The following is a 21620-nucleotide window of genomic DNA, read 5'->3' on the forward strand; positions in this document are numbered from 1 at the left end:
TATTTTTAGGATAAAAAACTGCCGCAAGATTTCTTGCGGCAGTCTAGCTTCTTAGTTAGAACTTCATCTTTTGAATTCGAACCGCATTTAGAATAGCTAATAAAGCTACACCTACATCTGCAAATACGGCTTCCCACATAGTGGCTAATCCTCCTGCACCGAGTATAAGCACTATTGCTTTTACTCCGAATGCCAATGCTATATTTTGAAAGACGATTTTTTTAGTCTGTTTTCCGATATTAATAGCCATTGGTATTTTGGATGGCATATCATCCTGAATGACAACATCAGCAGTTTCAATAGCGGCATCACTACCTAATCCTCCCATTGCAATCCCAGCATCACTCAACGCAATAACAGGCGCATCATTTACACCGTCTCCAACAAAAGCTACACTGCCATTTCTGGATTTTATTTCTTTAACCTTACTTACTTTGTCTTCCGGTAATAAATCTCCGTAGGCACTATCAATCCCCAATTGTCCAGCTACATGTTCGACTACAGCGCTCTTGTCTCCACTTAGCATAACTGCTCTTACACCCATACTACGCAACTTGTCTATTGTAATCTTAGCATCTACCTTAATACTATCGGAAATGGTCAAATAACCCACGAATTTTCCGCCATATGCTATTGCAATTACGGTATAAACAATATTTGCGGTATCAGCATCATGGTTAATATTAAACTTATCTAATAATTTGAAGTTACCTACCAGTAATTCTTTACCATTTACAGTCGCTTTTAAACCATGACCGGCTATTTCCTCGGTATTTTCTAGCTTGATATTATTATCTATTTCACCGACATAATTATAGATAGCTGTCGCAACAGGATGTGTGCTATGGCTTTCTATCGCGTTTACCAAATTCAGAATTTCAGTTTTGTCAAATTCAGGTTTTAAAATCACTTCCTGAACCTTAAAAACACCTTCTGTCATTGTTCCTGTTTTATCCATCACCACATTCTTAACACTGGCTAGAATGTCAAGATAATTGGATCCTTTAAACAAGATTCCATTGCGACTCGCAGCTCCTATACCTCCAAAATAACCTAGTGGAATAGAAATAACCAAGGCACAAGGACAGGAAATAACAAGAAATACTAAAGCACGATACAACCATTCACTGAACACATACTCGGAAACAAACAATGCTGGTAACAATGCAATTCCGATAGCAAGGAAAGTAACAATAGGTGTATATACTTTTGCAAATTTTCGAATGAATAATTCGGTAGGTGCTTTTTGTGCAGTTGCATCCTGAACCATTTCCAGAATCTTACTCAGTTTACTGTCCGTGTAAGCTGTTGTAACTTTTATCTGACTAACTGTATTCAAATTAATCATTCCTGCCAGTACCGTTTCACCTTTTGATTTGGTATCCGGCTTACTTTCTCCTGTTAAGGCAGCCGTGTTAAAAGATCCCGTTTCTGACTCCAATTCACCATCTAATCCTACTTTTTCTCCAGGCTTTAGCTGGATAATATCGCCAATATTCGCATCTTCTGCTTGAATAATGGTTGCTTTTCCGTCCTTTAAAACAGTAACTTCGTCAGGTCTTTGGTCTAATAGTGCTTTGATATTGCCTTTTGCCCTTGATACAGCCAGTGTTTGAAACACTTCACCTACGGCGTAAAACAACATTACTGCAACACCTTCTGGATATTCCCCAATAGCGAATGCACCAATAGTGGCTATACTCATTAGGAAAAACTCTGAAAAGAAATCTTTGTAACGAATACTTTCAATCGCTTCTTTAATAACAGGTAAACCTACTGGAATATAAGCAACTACATACCAAATAATCCTTACCCAACCCGTAAACCAAGTTTGTGGAAAGTAATTATCAAAACCAATGGCTACCAATAGCAATACCAATGAAATGATTGCCGGAGTAAACAACTGAAGAGCTGTTTTATCTTCTAAATCGTGGCTATGGTCGTGCCCGTCGCCATCGCTATGATCGTGTCCGCCTTTTTTCTTTCCGTGATTGTGTCCGCTGTGGTCATGATCGTCGTGGCTACCGTGATCGTGTCCATCACCATCGCCATGATCGTGTCCACTATGGTCGTGATCGTCGTGATTGACATCTTTCAACAAATCTGCCGCACCGGCATTTTTATAAATTTTTTCTGTTTTCACACAACACAACTGATTACCTTGAGTATCATATTTATGTTTGTGCGGTTTTTTACCCGTAAGATCCAGGCCACCATCATCGGTGCTGCAACATATTTTTGACATAATTATTATTTTTTTAGTAAACTGTATTAGTAGTCGTTTTTAACTAATTCCTATTTGTACAGCAAAATTATAATCTAAATTTGGGAACCTGGTTGCAAATACAAAACTGCTTTTCAGACTCCCCGAAAAACTGATACAAGCCTTAATTTGCTACTAAAAAAACATTAAGGCTTGTAAAATTTTCATTTAAATATGAATAGCTATCTTATCAACATCAAGGCAAGCTTCACGCAAGTTTTCATAATACGTTGGATGCCCGTGCGAAATGCGTGCAATATCTTCTGCTGAAGCTCTGAATGCCATTGCTACAGTCGGTTCACCTATTAAATCAGAGGCTCTTTCACCAATAATGTGAAAACCTAAAATTTCATCCGTTTCCGCATCTGTCAAGACTTTTGCAATACCCTCTGTTTTACCACTTGTGATAGCTCTTCCTGATGCAGAAAAAGGAAATTGTCCTACTTTGTAATTTTTCCCTTCAGTTTTCAGCTCTTCTTCGGTTTTCCCTACACTTGAAACTTCAGGACTGGTATAAACAATTCCAGGAATTAAATTATAATCAATGTGAGGTTTTTGCCCAGCGATGATTTCTGCCACATAAACACCTTCTTCAGACGCTTTGTGAGCAAGCATAGGTCCTACAACAACATCACCGATGGCATAGATTCCTTTTACATTGGTTTCAAGATTGCTATCGGTGGCAACCTGTCCGCGTGGAGTCAATTCAACTCCAACATTTTCCAAACCTAAACCTGTTGTATAAGGTTTTCTACCTATTGCCATTAGACAATAATCCCCTTCAATTGCTACGGTATTACCGTTTTTATCTTCGGCAGTAACGGTTACATTATCACCATTATTGGTTGCTCCGGTAACTTTATGATTTAGCAAAAATTCAAAACCTAAATTCTTTTTTAAAGATTTTTGAAGTTCGACTCCCATTTTTTTGTCCATACTCGGAAGTATTCCTCCTGTATATTCAAGTACGGTTACTTTGCTTCCTAATCTTGCGTAAACCGAACCTAATTCCATTCCGATTACACCACCACCAACTACGATAAGATGTTTCGGAATTTCTTTTAAAACCAACGCTTCGGTAGAACTGATGATTCTTTTTTTATCAATGTCAATTCCCGGAAGCGAAGCGGGCTTAGAGCCCGTCGCTATAATGATATTTTTACCGGTAATTGTTTTTTCTTCGTTTTCGGATTTCAGAAGAATGGTGTTTTTATCCACAAAAGATCCCGTTGCCTGAAATACTTCAACCTTATTCTTCTTCATCAGATAACTTACACCGCCGTTTATTTTAGAAACAACATCTGCTTTTCTGGCAATCATTTTTTCCAAATCAACTTGCAAATTATCAACAGAGATCCCATGAACATTTACGTTATCCTTGATTTCATGGTACCGCTCAGAACTGTCTAACATTGCTTTTGAAGGAATACATCCTACATTTAGACAAGTTCCTCCAAGTACTGCATATTTTTCGATAATAGCTGTTTTTAAGCCTAATTGAGCACAACGGATTGCGGTTACATAGCCACCTGGTCCAGATCCGATAATGATTACATCAAAATTATTTTTCATGATTTTTTTTAAATTATGTTAATGGCTATGACCACCTGTATTACTAAGCTTAGCATTAATAAAAAAAGCACCTTTAGTTACAATCTGAGCATTTTGTGGAATCTCTTTAACCGGAGTAATAGCTGTATATCCAATGTTTGAAGTACCCTTTGCTACTTCAATTTTTTCAAAATTCGATTTCTGTGCTGCTTGGGTAGCATGCTCAGAAGCTTCTTTTTCATTTTTATGCCCATGTGTTGCTTCTCCTTCATCATGACCATGACCATGATCGTCATGACCTCCCTCATTATGTTCTTCCGGTTCCTTATCTGTCTTAATAAATATGTAGTATTTACCATCCGCTTCCACAATTGCCTCATTTGGAACAGCAGAAGTCAACACATCATCAAGACTTACGAGCCCAGTGATATTCATTCCATCTATTAAACCTGATTTGTCTCCAATAATTTCACTATGAACAGCAATTGATTTACTTTCTCCACTAAAAGATGATCCTATAGTAGTTACTTTAGCGGCATAGCTTTTTTGCGGATTATTAGTAATAGTGAAGTTAATTTTCTGTCCTACCTTGATTAATGGAAGATCTTTTTCAAAAACCTGTAAATCTAAATGAATAGAGCTATTATTAATAATTTCAACAATAGGCGAGGAAACGTCCACATAACTTCCAATTTTTGCAAATACATCACTGATGGTACCATCAATTGGACTTGTTACCGTTAGACTTGAACGAAAATTATTATTAGCAATATTGTTGGGGTTAATTCCCATCATCTGAATTTGTTGCTGTAATGAAGCTTTTCTAGCTTTTAGAGTACCTAATTCTGCAGTAGCATTTTGTAAGTTCTTTTTAGCTCCTGCATTTCCTTCGTTCAACTCTCTCTGACGCTCTAACTCTTGTTCTGCAAACGTTATTCTGCTTTGGATGGAAGAGTATTCTTCTTGTAACTGAACAAACTGAGGGTTAGAGATAGTTGCAATCACCTGACCTTTTCTTACATAATCACCAAGTTCAACAGTTAAGGTTTTAATAACTCCACCAAACAAGGAAGTTGCATTAGCTTTGCTCTTATTCGGAACCCGAAGTTTACCGATGGCTTTTAAAGATGCCGTTAGAGACTTTTGCTCAATACTTCCTAATTCAATTCCTGCCGTCTTTATCTGGTCTTCAGTTAACGTTGCTATATTTTCAGCCTCTTCTGAGTGACTTTCTTTTGATGATTCTTGGGAAGTAGAGTGGTCATGTCCATCTCCTTCTTTATGCTCTTTACCTCCACATGATATCAAAAATAAGGATGCTAGAATAATACTTAACACCGATGTTACTTTTATTATATTGACTTTCATTTTGTTTATTTATTTGTTAATGAATAGATAACAATCACAGATTCATTTATTTGCTGTATACTTTTAAGATAGTTTAAATAGGTATCAGTAGCTGTTTGAACGGCATACAGATATTCTACATAAGAAAGGTCTCCTGTGCTATATCCCAAACGTGAAGCATTTATAATTTCTTCTGCATTCGGAATTGCCTGTTCAATAAAATAATTAAACTGACTCACATTTTGCTCATATTGAGTCATGGCATTTTTCATTTCTGTTTTCAAAACATTTTCCTGCCATTGCGCATTCATTTCTGCAGATTCTTTTTGAATTTCCAACGAACGAACCCTTGATCTTGTGGTTGTAAAAATTGGAATAGAAATTCCTACATCGACAAATCCAAATCTTTGACCTCTTCCATAAAACTTTTCTACACCATTTTTGCTATGTTCACCAATCAATGAGATATTGCTGTAACCTAAAGTAAAGTCTGGCAATCCATTCGCTCTTTCTACCTTTTTACTTTTTTCAGCAACAAGTGCTTCTTGATACAGAGATTGAATACTTGGATGATTCCTAACAGCATCATTATCTATTATGTCACTTATAAATACAGGCTTATATTCTAGTGCTTTTTCGATGGTGAAATCCTCCTCAATCTGCATTAGATTTTTTAAATTCAGGTATGCATTTTTTCTTAATACCTCATTTTGTTGAGCAAGAAGGTTGATTTCACCTCGTTTAGTGTTTGCTGTACTTACATCAATTTTACCAATATCACCAGTCTTATATCGCAAGTTAGCTACTCTTATAAAATCAAGATAAATGCTATCAAGGTATTGAAGTTTTTTAGCATTATTTTCAAGATACTCCAACTGATAATAATAGGTACGTACTTGCTTCTTTAATTCATTTTCTGAAAGAGCCTTTGCCCATTCTTTGCTTTTAATTTCTTCTTTAATAAGATCCTTTTTTGCTCCAAATAGTGTGGGAAAAGGAATGTTTTGAGAAATCATAACTCCATCATTATATTCAAATCCTTCGTTATTTCCGTATTGAATATTTAGTTCGGTTTTCGGTAATTCATAAGCTGTTCGTTTCAGACTTTCAGCTGCCCTTACGTCTAAATCTTTAGATTTAATTCCTGAATTATTTTCTAATGCAATTCGGACAGCTTTATCTGCGGAAATATCTTGTGCTTGAATATTTTGTGAGAGACCTAAAAATATGCCCAATAATATTATTGGAGTTATCGATTTAATTTTATTATTATTCATTGCTTTATTTGTTTTCATAAATACCAAATACAGTAGCGGAAGAACAAAGAGTGTTAATGCTGTAGCTGAAATCAGCCCGCCAATTACTACGGTAGCAAGAGGTTTTTGTACTTCAGCTCCCGCACTGGTACTTAAAGCCATAGGGAGAAAACCTAAACTGGCAACAGATGCCGTCATTAGAACAGGACGTAACCTTGTTTTGGTTCCTTCAATTACCCGTGCAACTATGTCATCCCAACCTTCTTTTTCTAACCTATTGAATGTTGCTATAAGTACGATTCCGTTTAGTACCGCCACACCGAACAAAGCAATAAAACCAACTCCGGCTGAAATACTAAATGGCATATCTCTCAACAACAATGCAAATACTCCACCTATGGCACTCATAGGTATTGCAGCATATACAAGTGCCGCTTCTTTAAGTGAACGGAATGTAAAGTAAAGAAGTACAAATATTAGAAGAAGTGAGATCGGCACTGCGATGAGTAAACGATCGCTTGCTTTTTGTAAATTTTCAAATTGACCACCATACGTTACATAGTAGCCGCTCGGAAGTTTCACTTCTTGAGCGAGTTTGTCTTGAATATCTTTCACCACACTTGCAACATCTCTTCCCTGAACGTTAAAGCCAACATATATACGACGTTTTCCGTCTTCACGGCTTATTTGTGCTGGACCTAATTTATAGTTGACATCAGCTACTTGAGAAAGCGGAATTTGTTCTCCACTAGGCGTTGGTATGAATAGATTACTTACATCTTCTATAGAGGTTCTGTGCTCATTGTCCAGACGAACTACCAGATCAAATTTTCGTTCATTTTCATATACTACACCTGCTGCTTTTCCTGCAAAGGCAGTACTCACAATGTCATTAATATCTTGAATTTTTAAACCATAGTTGGCAATTCTCGCCCGATCATAATCAATGTTGATTTGAGGGAGTCCATCCACTCTTTCTACTTGTGGCGCAGTCGCTCCCGGAATTGTCTGTACTATAGTATTAACTTTATTAGCATACACCAATAGAGAATCCAGATTTTCTCCAAAAATTTTCACTGCCACATCCTGACGAATCCCCGTCATTAATTCATTGAATCTCATCTGAATAGGCTGATTAGCTTCAAAGAAAACCCCTGGGATACTTTCTAGTTTTTCCATCATTTCGTTTGAAAGCTCATCATAAGATTTTTTTTCTTTCCATTCTTTTTGTGGCTTAAGAATGACCATTAAATCTGTAGCCTCCGGAGGCATCGGATCAGTAGGTATCTCACCGGCACCTGTTTTTCCTACCACCATTTTAACTTCGTCAAATTCTTTCAGAATTCGAGACGCTTGCATAGATGTCTCCAAACTTTGACTTAAAGAAGTCCCTTGAGGTAGAATACAATGCATTGCAAAATCTCCTTCACCTAGTTTCGGTAAGAATTCACCACCCATTCGGGAAAATAAGAATAAGCTGATTGCAAATAAACCTACCGCTGATCCTATCACTACATATTTTAATCTAATAGCTTTTTCTAAAAGGGGCTGATACACTTTGTTTAAAAAATCCATCATTTTATCTGACAGGTTCTTTTTTGTGATAGGTTTCTTTGACAAGAACAGTGCACTCATCATAGGGATATAGGTGAATGAAAGAATTAAAGCTCCAATAATTGCAAAACTGACTGTTTGAGCCATTGGTGTAAACATTTTTCCTTCGATCCCTACTAATGTTAATATTGGGATGTATACAATAAGAATGATGATTTCTCCGAAAGCCGCACTTGTACGTATTTTTCTTGCAGAATCGAACACTTCTTCATCCATTTCTCCCTGTGTAAGTCTCTTATTTGATTTTCTAAGCCCTAGATGATGCATTGTTGCTTCCACTACAATCAAAGAACCATCCACAATCAAACCAAAGTCTATAGCTCCTAAACTCATCAGATTGGCACTCACTCCAAACAATCTCATCATACCTAATGCAAATAGCATTGACAAAGGAATAGCAGAAGCGACAATTAAACCAGCTCTTAAATTACCTAGAAACAGAATTAAGACAAAAATTACAATTAAAGCTCCCTCTATAAGATTTTTCTCAACCGTATCTATGGCACGTCCAACAAGGTCTGTTCTGTCGAGATAAGGTTCGATAACGATATCGTCTGGTAGAGATTGTTGTATTGTCGGAATTTTCTCCTTAATACGTTCTACCACTTTGGCACTGTTTTCTCCTTTGAGCATCATGACGATTCCTCCCACAGCATCTACCTCTCCGTTGTAGGTGAGCGCACCGTAACGAATGGCATTACCAAAACGTACTTCTGCTACATCTTTTACCAGTATAGGAACTCCTGAAATATTCTTTACAACAATATTCCCTACATCTTCAAGTGTGTTTACCAAACCTACACCTCTAATAAAATATGCATTGGGTTTCTTGTCAATATATGCACCTCCTGTATTTTGGTTATTAGTTTCCAATGCAGAAAATATTTCGGAAATACTCACATCCATAGCTCTTAAACGATCTGGATTGACAGAAACTTCATATTGCTTCAGCAGCCCTCCAAAGCTATTGATTTCAGCAATTCCTGGTGTTCCATATAGTTGACGAGCAACAATCCAATCTTGCATTGTTCTCAGATCCATAGCGGTATATTTGTCTTCGCTACCTTTTTTAGGATGTAGTATATACTGATACACTTCACCTAAGCCAGTGCTAACAGGGGATAGTTCCGGTGTGCCTACACCCTCAGGAATTTGCTCCTCAGCTTCTTTCAATTTCTCATTAACCAGTTGTCTAGCAAAGTAGATGTCTACTTCATCCTTAAAAACAACGGTAACGACTGAAAGTCCAAAACGGGAAATACTTCGTATCTCTTCCACATCAGGAAGATTGACAATACTTTGCTCTACTGGAAATGTAACTAATTGTTCAACTTCCTGCCCCGCTAGAGTAGGACATAGAGTTATAACTTGTACCTGATTATTTGTAATATCAGGCTGGGCATCTATAGGAAGTTTTGTAGCACTCCATACGCCCCATATTATCAGCAGCAAAGTCATTACTCCAATAATGAGCTTATTCTTGATACTGAATTTAATTATGTTATCTAACATTTTTGATTAGTATTAATATTTAAAGTATATACGATTTCTATCATTTAAAATGATAGTACAATAATTTTTACTGACGCACACGAAGAAATATTCTTCACAAGCGCAAGAGAAAAGACTAGTAATTACTTTTTAAACATTAATCTTTGGCGGTTGCCATATGCTCCCGGAGTATTGGGAATAGAGATTTACATTTCTAAGAGAAACCTTTTGTTTAGCGTTCAATTTAAGTTTTGGGGATACTACTTCGGTTATGTTGAAATCCGAAATAGCTACAGTAATGGTTCCACAACATTGGCAAGAACAAAAAGGACTACAAAAATCTTTGTGTTCCGTTTTATGATTATCTTCATGTGATAGTCCAATTTCTACTAACTGGTTGTTATTTGCTGTACATTCATACAAAGCGTCTGTGCAGGGAAGTATTGACATCCCTAACATATAAACACTGAATATAAATACAAATATTTTCACCTCTCTAATTTTAAACTTTAATTGATTGATAATCCCTCCAATAAGTCGGTACAAACTTACAAAAAATATAATAGCACTCAACTTAACAAATAAGTTATTTTTCTCATGAATGAAATCTATAAAAGATTATGTAATTAGCAATTTATTTAAAATAAATTTAGTCATTTAACACCTCTTTCATTATAAAGCAGCCTGTATATCTATCATCTATCATTACAAGAATCACCTTTTCATTGATATGATTCAAGCTTTCATCATAATAAAAATCGTAACATTTCATCAATTCAAGATTTCCAATAATTACTTCATGATTATCAATAAAACCTTTAATTCCTCCTTGTATTTCTTCAACTTTTTCAATTCTATAGTCTGATAATTGTACAGATGGCAACACTTTAAAAATAGCTCTTGCTATAGGGTGTGATGACATAGATTGAAGTATTGATGTATAGGTATACATTGTTTCTTTTTCAGAAACTACACATTCAATTTTTTTTACCTCAAAATCTGGGTTATCTACGTAACCTGATTTTATTTTCGAGTTATTATTATATCTATTTTCCATATCTATATTATGAATTTTTACACAACAAAATTAGCTGTAGTATTTGGGAACCTGGTTGCAAATGCAAAACAGCCATATTTACATATGGCTGTTTTTTAAAATGCGGTTTTATTTGGAGTTATTTGTTTCTTAAAAAATCTCGAACACTCATTACACATTCCCTTCATTACAAAATTTATACTTTCCAATAAAAAACTATCTGGCAGCTGAATCGGTGGAATAGCAATACTTTCAAGACAAAAAGTATTCTTACAGCGGTTACAGTTGAAATGTACATGTAGGTCACCTACATTGCACATACATGAATCACTACAAATTGAATATTTCATTGAGCCGGAACCATCATCGATCGTATGAATGAGTAAGTTGTCATGAAAAAGGGTCAAGGTCCTAAAAATAGTAGATTTATTTACCGTCTCTAGTTCCGTTTCCAAATCGGTCAGGCTAAATGCTTTTTTAAATTCAGACATTGTCTGAAAAATTAATAATCTAACTGATGTTGGTTTTATACTTCTTTTTTCTAACCTTTCTTCTAAACTTTTCATCTTGCTTTTATGGATTAAATGAGCTAATAAATCCAATGTAAAAGTATAGAAGTCGATTTTATTCCATCTTGTAATATTCTTTGATAGATTTACGAGATTTACTGGTTACTGTCTTATAAATAGTGAATGTAGCCTATTTCGGGCAAATATTTACAGTCTTCGCAATTATCGTATTCTAATGTTGATTGTTCAGGTTGCTCAAAATTGGCTTGTAAAAAAGCATTTGAAAACAAAGCATAAGGGGGATATTCTGCAATATGATTTTTAAGCATTTTGTGTGCTTCTACTACAGGTGCACCATAAAGTTTCTCAAATTTTCCGATTTTGTACTGGGTAAATTCACCGTAATGGACTATTGTCTTTAAAGAAAGAGGTATTTCTATTGCTAACTGTTGAGATAAGCGCTGTAATTCCTTTTGAAAATTACCGTAGATAAGCTCTATCTGCATTAAACTCTCTTCAAACGTCGGTAAGTTTTGGTACTTATAGAAAAGTATTGCATCGCCTTCAATTTCAGAAATTTCAAAACACAGAATATTACTATCCATTATTACTTTCAGGAGATTTTCTGTTATATATTTTCCAACAAACATATTCGACTTGACAACAAAATCTGTAAAGCCTGAAATATCCGGTATCATCAATACACCTTTTGGGTTATCAGTATGCTGTTCTTGTATCATTTTATCATAATTTCAATTTTAAAAATGTAGAGGCATATTGAGCCTCTACATTATATTGTTAATGACTACTGTTTTATTTGTCCGATGGCTTTGTGATAAACAGCTTCAGCAATTTTGTATCTTACTTTTGCATCAAGCATACTGCTATACGCACGCTGCCAAAGTGTTTCTGCTATTAATACATCTTCTCCAGTGATAGTTCCTGCTTGAAAACGATCATTACTTAATTTTAGATTTTCATCAGCTTCAATTAGTGAAGCCTGCATTAAATCTATATTGTTTGCCTGCAGTTGAAGGTTAAGTGTTGCTTGTTCTATCTCCACATTAATCTGGCTTTGAAGTTCTCTCAATCCATATTCTGCCGAACGTATGTTAGCTTCCTGTTGCTTTACTTTCTCTCGCTTACTTCCCCAATCGAATACGGGAATCTTTACGCTTAACATTCCGAAATAAGTAAGCATACTGTTTTTGGTTGGATCTCCAAAATTAATACCTTCTTTTCCAAAGGCAGCCATTCCGTTAAGTGATAAGCCAACTGTCGGTTTTAGATCGGCTCTGAGCATATTCTTTGTAAGTTCACTCATTTTTATGGCACTTGTGGCTAAGTCTACTTCAGGACGATTTACTTGTACGCTTTGTAACATCTCATAGTTTCTAAATTCATCATCACTCAATGAACCAACTACATCAATATCCGTTTGTTCTTCTATTCCAGTTAACTGGATTAATCTTTTTTTGGCTAATATTAGTTTGTTCTCAGCCGCCTGTAATCGAGCTTCATTTTCATTTTGAAGTACTTTTGCCCGAAGCACATCATTTTTATAAATAATACCTGCCTGGAATTGATTATTTAAAAAAGTATAATGGGAAGCTAACTGTCTTTTAACTTGTTTCTCCATTTTTATTTCTTCTTTAGCCTGTACTACAATCCAATAGGCAGTTTCGGTAGCTAACAACACATCGTCTTCGACCAATCTCTGCTGAGCATTGCTCATCTCTATATTGGTTTCCGCCATTTGTTTACCGTACTTAATCTTTCCTCCTGTATAAATAGGCTGAGTAACGCTTACCATCGGGGCGAAACCGTACTCAGGAAGCATGGAATTTAATGGCTCACCAAAGTAAAATGCAGTTGCAGAAGCATCTATTTTGGGTCTTGCCGTCGCGTCTGATATTTGTTTCTCAGATCTGGAAGCAGTAACATCTTCTTTGGCTTTACTAATCCTGTAATTGTTTTTCAGGGTTAGTTCTTTACTTTCTGCAAGAGTTAATTGCTGTTGGGCAAACAGGTTATCTGTTCCCTGTAAAACAGCAAAAGCAAATACAAAAGCTTTTACGAATATTTTATATTTTCTTTGTAACATGATTTATTTTTTTTCAATTAACTTTCGTGATGAAAATCATATTTCTCGTGTATACCTTTATTCAAGGGTTTCTTTGACGGTTTTACGAATCTGCTATACAATACCGGAACTATAAATAAGGTAGTAACCATAGAGACTAAAATACCTATTGATATTGTACTCGAGATTGGACCCCACTCAGGAGAACCACTCGACATTAGCGGGATCAATCCAATAGCTGCTGCCATAGAAGTAAGAAAAATGGGTCTCATTCTTCGCTTAGCCGCTAATAGAGCTGCCTCTTTAATCGTGTGTCCATGATCACGCACCAATTCATCAGCGTAGTCTACAAGGATAATTCCGTTTCGAACTACAATACCCAATAAGGCTGTAATACCGATAATTGCCATAAAACCAAATTCATAACCTGTAAGAAATAATCCCAGCATCGCTCCAAGTAAACTCAATGGGAATGATGCCAGTACAATGAACACTTTGCCCACTCGTTTGAATTGGAATAGCAGAACTAAGAATATCAACACGAAACTTATCATAAAAGCTTTTCCCATTTTAGGACCGCTTTCCAGACCATCTTCATACTCTCCTCCATAGGCAATTTTAACTCCTTTAGGTAGTTCTAAGCTATCGATTTTCGGTTGTGCCTCGGCGAACACTTCAGCAGGTTTTCTACCCAATTGTGCTTCAGAAGAAACAGTTAATGTTCGCAATCCGTTACGGTGTACAATAGCTCCCGTATGCCATGAAGGTTGTAAATCCACTACTTGTTTTAAAGGTACTTTAGCTCCAAATGATGAGGTGATGTACATATTTCCCAAAGCATCCAGATCTTGCCTGTCAGCTTCGTCCGTACGCAATAGTATATCTATGGCTTTGTTACCTTCCCACATTTGTGATATAGGAAAACCTTTTATTTTAGCACCTAAAGCCTGTGCAATCTGTGCTTTGGTAACACCTAATCGTAAAGCGACATCTTCTTTTACTACAGCCTTAAGGCCTACATAATCATCCTGATAATCTGTACGTACCCAGTTTGCTCCTTTTGTGTTTTCTAGTATTGTAGCTACTTCTTTGGCTACTTTTTTCTGTTGCGTAATATCTTTACCAATCACACGGATCTCAATCGGAGCAGGCTGTTGTTTTTTACTTAACTGTCTAACGCGGACATATCCATTTGGCAGGAAATTATTGAATTTTTGAACATATTCATCTATCATTTCATTTGTGGCATCATTACTTTCTGTATTGATAAATATTTGCGCAAAATTTTCTCGCGGGTTTTCCGGTGAATATGTTGAATAAAATCGTGGTGAACTTGTACCAATAAAACTTGCTGTGGTAACAATACGCTTGTCTCCTGCGATTTCCTTTTCAATCTTTTTAACTGCCGCTTCTGTTTCGTGAATATTTGTACCGTTGTCCATCCACAATTCAAGATTAAACTGATTTCTTTCCACAATTGGGAAAAACTCGGTTTTCACTTGGCTTCCTACTACAAATGAAAGGAAGAAAATCGCCAGACCTGCAAACAAAGTCGTTTTCTGATATTTCATACAGAACTCTATAGCTCTGTCGAAACCATCCTGCATTCTATCTAAGAAATTACGTTTTTTAGGTTTTTGTGTATCATGGTTTTTCAATCCTTTTTTAAGGAAATGATAACACATATATGGTGTAAGAAACAACGCGACTAAGAATGAAACTGCCAAGGCTATGCTAACCGTAATTGGTATCCATTGTACGAACTCTCGTGTCATTCCTGTTAGTGTAAATGCTAATGGTAAGAATGATAGAACAATAGTAAGTGTCGCAGTGAATATCGGAACCATAAGCTGTGTTGCACTTTGCCAGGCAGCAGTCCATGACGGTACTTTTTCATCTACTTTTTCTATATAATTGTCTACGACAATTATGGCATCATCGACGACCATTCCAAGTACAATAATCAATGCAGCTAAACTAACCTGGTGCATTTCTACACCTATCATATTCAGAATGGCAAATGTCGCCAAAATGGTTACAGGTGCCGCAATAGCAGAAATCGTAGCTACTCTAAACGGAAGCAAAATCATTACCACCAGAATAACGGCTCCAATGGCAATTGCAAACTCAATAAAGAAATGCCCTAAGTTCATATCTACTACAGCAGGCTGATCTACAATGGTATTGACCTGTACATCTGCAGGTAAAACTTCTTTTACTTCTGTTACTTTTTGGGTCAATGCTTTACCTAAGTCAACAATATTCTGACCAGGTTGCATTTCTACAGTAAGCATCATTACATCATTACCAGCTACAGTAATTTTACTTTTTAGGTCTTCATATCTTCGTTCTATTTTGGCAATATCTTGCAAACGGATATTACCACCTTGAGGAGAACTATATACAATCAGATTACCGATTTCATTTTCATTTTGGTACTGAGCATCTGTAAAAATCAATAAGCGATTTTTGTCAATTTCAATATCTCCACTTGGGATCGTAACATTCTGCTGGCTCAATGTGGAAGCAATTTCATTGATGCCAAAACCATATTGTTTTAATACATCTTCACGAAGTGTGACATATATCTGTTGCTTCTGACCTCCGTAACGTTTTATTTTTGAAACTTGAGGAATCGTTTTAATACCGTCTTCCAATTCATCCAGATAATTTTCCAATTCGGCATATGTACGTCCTGGTGCAGACACAGCAATCATCTGAACCACCACGTCACCAAAATCACTGTTCACATACGGCCCTTGTACGCCTCGCGGAAGTATCAAAGGCATATTGGCATCTAAACCGTGCTGTAAAGTATTCCAGAATTTTTTAGTATCCTTGACATAGTCCTGTAATTCAACTGTGATTACAACCTGTCCAGGTTTACTTTCTGAATGTGTTTTTTCCTTCTTTATTTCTTCAAAACCGAACAGATATTGTTCCAGTTTATCCGTTACTTCTTTCTCCATCTGTTCTTCGTCACTTCCTGGATAAAAAGCAACGACAAGCCCTTGTCTAACTGTTATACGCGGGTCTTCACTCCTTGGCATTGTCAATAATGAAATCAAACCTGCAAGCACCATGATAACGGTAATCGCTATCGGTACCTGTGGATATTTCATTGCCGCCTCAACGAGGTTTATCTTTTTTTTCATAAATTATTCTGTTTTTGAAGCAGTTGTATTTACTGAAGCTGTTTCGGTTTTTACTTTTTGTCCGTCCTTTACATTATTTTGCCCGGCAAGGATAATAGTTTGATTTTCATCAAGTCCGTTGGTTATTATAACCTCATCGCCTGCAATTTTACCAACAGTAACCCTTGTCAGTTTTGCATTGCTATTTTTGTCTATCACATACACGTGAGGGATTTTATCAACATTGTTTATGATAGCTGTAAGTGGTACACGCACTTGTTTAACTTTAGCCGGAATACCTGCAAATATTTCGCTAATCATCCCAGGCATTAAAACACCTTTTGAATTGTCAAGACGTACTTTTAAAGTATATGCTTTGGAAATTTCATCAGCCACAGGATTGATAATTGTAATTTTACCGGTGAAATTTTGTTGCAGTGTAGGTATGTTTACTTCTACCTGCATACCTTGTTTGAAGTTTCCTATTTCGCTTTCAGGTACTGAGAATTGAGCGTATACAAGATCTGTTTTAACAATTGTAAAAGCCGGTACTCCTGGTGCTGCCATACCTCCGATTTCAGCTGATTTAACTGTAATTATTCCATTAGTAGGCGACATTAAACGGCTGTCGGCAATACGCTTTTTATTAATTTTTTTATTTGCCTGTGCCTGTGCAACTTTAGTTTTGATATCGATGTAATCTTTTTCAGGAAAACTTCCTTTTTTATACAATTCATCAAACCTTCTGAATGCATCCTCGCTCTGTTCTAATGTAGCATTGGCTATTTGCAAGGCCGCTTCATATTCTGTAGCATCTATACTTGCTAAAAACTGTCCTTTACTAACTTTTTGACCTTCATTGACACTCACATTATTGATTGTTCCGGGAACAGCGAAGCTCACGGTGGTCATATTATCTGGAACGATGGAACCTGAATAAACAACAGATTCTTCTGTTTCTGAACTTTGGATCGTACCTACTGTTACAACCGGAGGCTCATCTTTTAATTGTTTTTCTTCTTTTTGTTTACAACTCTGTATCAAACCTATCCCTATTAGGAAAAGGAATAGTAAACCTATTTTACCTGTTTTCATCTTTACATTTATTTTGTTACGTTTATTTTAACTTTAGATTTCAGGGACAAAGGTCGGTTTACAACATACAAACAGCTATACGAAATGACCGCTAAAAGTTGTGAAATTTACTTTTCATAAGGTGTAATAATTGACATAAAACGAAGAGCTACTGAATGATCAGTAGCTCTTCACAGTTACATTTAACTTAAATAACAGGACGTGAATAATTCAGTCTTTTGATTTAAAGAATCAAAGTTTGATTATCCCTATCCTTTAGCTGTTTAAAATAGCTTGATGTAAAGCCTGTATGCTTTTTCAATTGATTGGAAAGGTATGCCTGACTACTATAACCTAATACATTAGCAATCTCGGTCAAAGACATTTCTGTATTCATCAAAAGTTCTTTTACTTTTTCAATCTTACAGTGAATAATGTACTTTTCAAGTGTTATTCCTTCTTCTGAAGAAAACAATGCACTCAGTGTATCGTAATTCTTGTTTAACTTATTACTTATAAGAGCTGTAAATTTTGTAGGTATTCCACTTTCCAATTGCATATTAATACCATTATCAACCAACTCTTTAATATTGTTTATTGCTTTTTGGTTTTTATTATACATTAATTCAAAGCCATTACTTTTCAGCATCGCTTCGATTTCTCCCAGTTTTTGCGAAAAAGCTACTGTATCTTTTATTATCGCTTCTCCTAGTTTTACATCCACTACTTCAAAACCCAAAATAGTTAACTCTTTTTCAAGAACATACATACATCTATTGCACACCATTCCTTTTATTAACAGTGTCATAAGCTCTATATTATATTTAAAAAACAAAATTCAGCATTTACTAAAAATAAGACTTTATGATATTTCGGTTTTCTTTTGTGATATTTTAAGAAAGTATATTCAACAACATTAAATATCATAAACTAATCAAGGAAAAGTATATATCCAGTACCATTAATCATAACGAATTTTGTAATAGACAATATCCATTAAAATGAATAGTAAAGAAATAAACGAACATCCAGTTTTAGATATATTGAAAGATTATAACGCAGGTAAAACCGGTCTGGAACTTTTTGAGAAATATGGTATATATGGTACAAATATTTTTGAATTGAAATCAAAATATAAGGATTTAAGATCCGATATCCTTTTAGAATTGGTAAATTTAAACGACGAAAATAGCCGATTAAAAATAATGTATGCTGACTTGTCCGTACAACACCAAAAATTAAAAGATTTGTTGCAGGAGGATTTCTAAAAGTACAGCGATAGAATAATAGTAACTTAATAATATTATGATATGACAAATGTAATGTACAAATATGCCACAGTGTTGGTAGCGATTGAAAATCTTCGCAAGGAAGGTTACGATGTAGATTTTAATCTTGAAGACAACTGCTTAATTTGTGGCAACAATAAATATACTATTGATGACTTTGAAATTGAGCAAGTCTACCGATATGAGGGAGATAGCAACCCCAGTGATGAATCTACTGTTTATGGAATAGCCTCAAAAGATGGCTTAAAGGGAATTTTGGTCACTGCTTACGGTGCTTATACAGATGGAATGAGTGCTGCGATGCTTAGGAAATTATCGCTTAAAAATGAGTAGAAATTGTATTTCCATTTGATTTAAGGACCTAATAGAAAGTTATTAGAAAAAATTATGTTCTTGTTTCATAAACAATACTATTAACATAACTTTTTGATAAATGAGAAGATAAAAAAGCCAGGTTAAATTGTTGTAACCTGGCTTTTGAATATTAATATAGGGCTACATTATTTGATTGTTGTTCCTCCATCTACTGGTAAATTTACCCCTGTAATGTATTTTGCTTCCTCTGATGCCAAGAATAATGCAGCATTCGAAATATCTTCAGCCATTCCCAATTTTTTCATCGGAATAATTCCTAAAAAATAGGCTTGATAGTCTGGACTATTCAAAAATGCCTCGCTCATAGGTGTTAAGATATAGCCCGGATTAATGGCATTTACTCTAATTCCAAAAGGTCCGAAATCCACGGCGGCTGCTCTGGTAATTGCTGAAACCCCACCTTTGGAAGCCGTATAAACTCCGGGACCTGACATTCCGGTTAAAGCGGCAATCGAAGAAATATTCACGACACTCCCACCTCTTTCTTTCAGGTGTGGTAATACAGCCTGCATCCCCAGCATCACGCTGCTTATGTTGATGTCATATGCCTTTTTCCAGGTGTCTTCGGTTTGATCTTCAAAAGGAACTGCCACTGAAATTCCAGCATTATTGATTAAAATATCCAGTTTTCCAAAAACGCTGATTGTTTCTGGAAGCACTTTTTCAAACCAGTCTTCCCGTTTTGATACGTTATGTACTAGAGCAATGGCATCACCACCATCTGATTTGATTTTTTGTACAATAGTTTCTAATTTATCTTTTTGAATATCGGTCGCTACTACTTTTGCTCCTTCTTTGGCAAAAGAATAAGCCATAGCTTCCCCCATTCCGGAAGCTGCCCCAGTTATTATTGCTACCTTATTATTTAGTCTCATATATCTTATTATTTTTTTGCTGCGTGATGTGCTATAATATAACCAAATACCAATCCCTGCCCGATGGTTCCGCCAGCTCCGGGATATTTATTTCCAAAAATATTTGAGGCATTATTTCCCAAAGCGTACAAACCTTGGAAAGCGGTCTGATTGGTTTTCAATACTTGTCCATGTTCGTTTGTCATCATTCCACCGCATGTTCCCAAGTCTGATAAAACGATTTTTACCGCATATAATTTTCCAGAAAGCGATCGAAGACAATTATTAGGCATTTGTGTTGGATCTCCATAATAACGGTCGTAAGCGCTGTTTCCTTTTCCAAAATCGGTATCTTTTCCTGTAGCTGCAATGGTGTTGAACCTGCCAAATGTTTCCGTAAATGCTTCGACAGGTAATCCCACTTTTTGAGCCAGTTCAGATGCATTTTCAGCCGTAAAAGCAATTTTTGCATCAAACCACTCTTGTGGAATTTTCATTCCCGGAAAAAGTGTGCCGGCAAGCAGATAACTATTTCTGTAGTTCTGATCAAAAATCAACCACATATCTTTTATAGGCGTTCCATACTTTTCCTGTTCTAAAACGATTTGTCCAAAACTCATATAATCCACCGCTTCGTTTATAAACCTTTTTCCCGTATAGTTTACCAAAAATGATCCCGGAAGCGAACGCTCTGCCAATAATACTTGTGGTTCGCCTTCTTCTGTTAACGGAGCTATCGCAGGAAACCACCATGTTGAAGTCATATTGGTAATTTCCGCTCCAATCTTTTCTCCTAACAGAATGGTATCACCTGTATTGCCTTCGCTGCCTAAACTTACATTTTTTAAAGAGGGAGATTGGTATTGGTGGCGCATTAGCATATTATGATCAAATCCGCCTCCTGCCAAAACCACACCTTTCGTCGCATTTATCTGAACCAATTTTCCGTTTTGAACCGCTTTTATTCCAGTTACTTTATCACCATCAAACAATAATTCTGTAATTGAAGTATTGGTCCAAACCGGTACACCTGAGCGAATTAAACCAGCAAACATCCCTGAAGCCAGTGCCTGGCCACCACCAACTAATCTTTTTCCAATCAATAACCCACCAATTCCCTGAATTCCTCTTTTCAGCATAATTGGTATAGACTTAAATGGTGTTTTTTTCATTAAGTTGAGCCATTTGTAATCGTAGCCTGTCACGGGTACAGGTACAGGTGCCTCAAGTTGGCCGGGACGAAACCTTGCTGTGTCTTTTCCTAATAAGTTCATATTGAAAGGACGACATTCGCATGTTCTTCCTAAGACTTTACCACCTGCAACTTCTGGGAAATAATCTGAATATCCTTTTGCCCAAAAGAATTTCATAGGCGTGGTTCTCTCCAACATTTCTACTGCTGCTGAACCATTTTGCAAGAAGTTTTCCCAACGGGATTTAGGAGCATTATCTCCAACTAAATTCGTTAAATATGTTTCTCCATCTTTCAATGTATCATCGGAACCATCTTGTTTCAAAACAGGATTTGCCGGTATCCAAAATGCACCACCGGAGCGTGCAGTAGAGCCACCAACCAAAGCTGTTTTTTCGATAACTAATACTTTTAATCCTAATTCATGGGCTGCTAGTGCAGCTGCCATACCGGTTCCCGAACCTACAACTACCAAATCTACGGTAATATCTGTGGCTGTTGGCCCCGGGATTATTTCTTTCTTGCTCATATTCAGTCTTTTTTAATTATAAT

16 protein-coding genes are annotated in these 21620 nt (G+C 36.1%); 2 read left to right on the top strand and 14 right to left on the bottom strand.

The features are described 5' to 3' along the window. Positions 1-55: 55 nt before the first annotated feature. The 12 genes from HW119_RS16205 to HW119_RS16255 all read right to left on the bottom strand — a co-directional run bounded on the left by HW119_RS16205 (position 56) and on the right by HW119_RS16255 (position 18166). Positions 56-2245, bottom strand: coding sequence for a heavy metal translocating P-type ATPase (locus tag HW119_RS16205; protein WP_177766389.1), 2190 nt, complete (start codon positions 2243-2245; stop codon positions 56-58). Between the two features lie 186 nt (positions 2246-2431). Beyond that, positions 2432-3835: a dihydrolipoyl dehydrogenase gene (gene lpdA, locus HW119_RS16210; RefSeq protein ID WP_038330944.1), complete on the bottom strand. Its 1404-nt coding sequence runs from the start codon at positions 3833-3835 to the stop codon at positions 2432-2434. A gap of 18 nt (positions 3836-3853) precedes the next feature. Then, complete coding sequence (locus HW119_RS16215) at positions 3854-5182, bottom strand: efflux RND transporter periplasmic adaptor subunit (RefSeq protein ID WP_177766391.1); 1329 nt, start codon at positions 5180-5182, stop codon at positions 3854-3856. A gap of 5 nt (positions 5183-5187) precedes the next feature. Beyond that, positions 5188-9543 (bottom strand): CusA/CzcA family heavy metal efflux RND transporter, encoded by a 4356-nt coding sequence (locus HW119_RS16220; RefSeq protein WP_084106824.1) that lies wholly within the window; start codon positions 9541-9543, stop codon positions 5188-5190. A gap of 129 nt (positions 9544-9672) precedes the next feature. Continuing rightward, positions 9673-10014, bottom strand: coding sequence for a DUF6660 family protein (locus tag HW119_RS16990; RefSeq protein WP_350320026.1), 342 nt, complete (start codon positions 10012-10014; stop codon positions 9673-9675). Between the two features lie 157 nt (positions 10015-10171). Continuing rightward, entirely contained in the window at positions 10172-10579 is a 408-nt protein-coding gene (locus tag HW119_RS16225; protein WP_038330938.1) for a hypothetical protein, read from the bottom strand. A 95-nt stretch (positions 10580-10674) separates the two neighbouring features. Then, entirely contained in the window at positions 10675-11124 is a 450-nt protein-coding gene (locus HW119_RS16230) for a Fur family transcriptional regulator (RefSeq protein ID WP_052217463.1), read from the bottom strand. Positions 11125-11237: 113 nt separating this feature from the next. After that, on the bottom strand, positions 11238-11807 hold the full coding sequence (locus tag HW119_RS16235) for a DUF2652 domain-containing protein (protein ID WP_143884072.1): 570 nt from the start codon (positions 11805-11807) through the stop codon (positions 11238-11240). A gap of 65 nt (positions 11808-11872) precedes the next feature. After that, the gene (locus tag HW119_RS16240) at positions 11873-13171 is read right to left on the bottom strand and encodes a TolC family protein (protein WP_143884071.1); all 1299 of its coding nucleotides are present in this window, start codon (positions 13169-13171) and stop codon (positions 11873-11875) included. A 17-nt stretch (positions 13172-13188) separates the two neighbouring features. Beyond that, positions 13189-16305 (bottom strand): efflux RND transporter permease subunit, encoded by a 3117-nt coding sequence (locus tag HW119_RS16245; RefSeq protein WP_177766393.1) that lies wholly within the window; start codon positions 16303-16305, stop codon positions 13189-13191. Positions 16306-16308: 3 nt separating this feature from the next. Continuing rightward, positions 16309-17379 (bottom strand): efflux RND transporter periplasmic adaptor subunit, encoded by a 1071-nt coding sequence (locus HW119_RS16250; protein WP_177766395.1) that lies wholly within the window; start codon positions 17377-17379, stop codon positions 16309-16311. A gap of 223 nt (positions 17380-17602) precedes the next feature. Continuing rightward, the gene (locus tag HW119_RS16255) at positions 17603-18166 is read right to left on the bottom strand and encodes a helix-turn-helix domain-containing protein (RefSeq protein WP_177766397.1); all 564 of its coding nucleotides are present in this window, start codon (positions 18164-18166) and stop codon (positions 17603-17605) included. A gap of 193 nt (positions 18167-18359) precedes the next feature. Between HW119_RS16255 and HW119_RS16260 the strand changes: the two genes are divergently transcribed. Both HW119_RS16260 and HW119_RS16265 read left to right on the top strand, forming a co-directional pair. Further along, positions 18360-18626 (top strand): hypothetical protein, encoded by a 267-nt coding sequence (locus tag HW119_RS16260; RefSeq protein ID WP_177766399.1) that lies wholly within the window; start codon positions 18360-18362, stop codon positions 18624-18626. Positions 18627-18668: 42 nt separating this feature from the next. Next, the gene (locus tag HW119_RS16265) at positions 18669-18980 is read left to right on the top strand and encodes a hypothetical protein (RefSeq protein WP_052217456.1); all 312 of its coding nucleotides are present in this window, start codon (positions 18669-18671) and stop codon (positions 18978-18980) included. Positions 18981-19147: 167 nt separating this feature from the next. Here the strand turns inward: HW119_RS16265 and HW119_RS16270 are convergent, their stop codons facing one another. Continuing rightward, positions 19148-19897 carry an SDR family NAD(P)-dependent oxidoreductase gene (locus HW119_RS16270; protein ID WP_177766401.1) on the bottom strand — a complete coding sequence of 250 codons (750 nt, stop codon included), beginning with the start codon at positions 19895-19897 and terminating at the stop codon, positions 19148-19150. A gap of 8 nt (positions 19898-19905) precedes the next feature. Further along, positions 19906-21597: a 3-ketosteroid-delta-1-dehydrogenase gene (locus tag HW119_RS16275; protein ID WP_177766403.1), complete on the bottom strand. Its 1692-nt coding sequence runs from the start codon at positions 21595-21597 to the stop codon at positions 19906-19908. Positions 21598-21620 lie beyond the last annotated feature (23 nt).

This window comes from Flavobacterium sp. I3-2 (assembly GCF_013389595.1).
In the GTDB taxonomy this organism is placed as follows: domain Bacteria; phylum Bacteroidota; class Bacteroidia; order Flavobacteriales; family Flavobacteriaceae; genus Flavobacterium.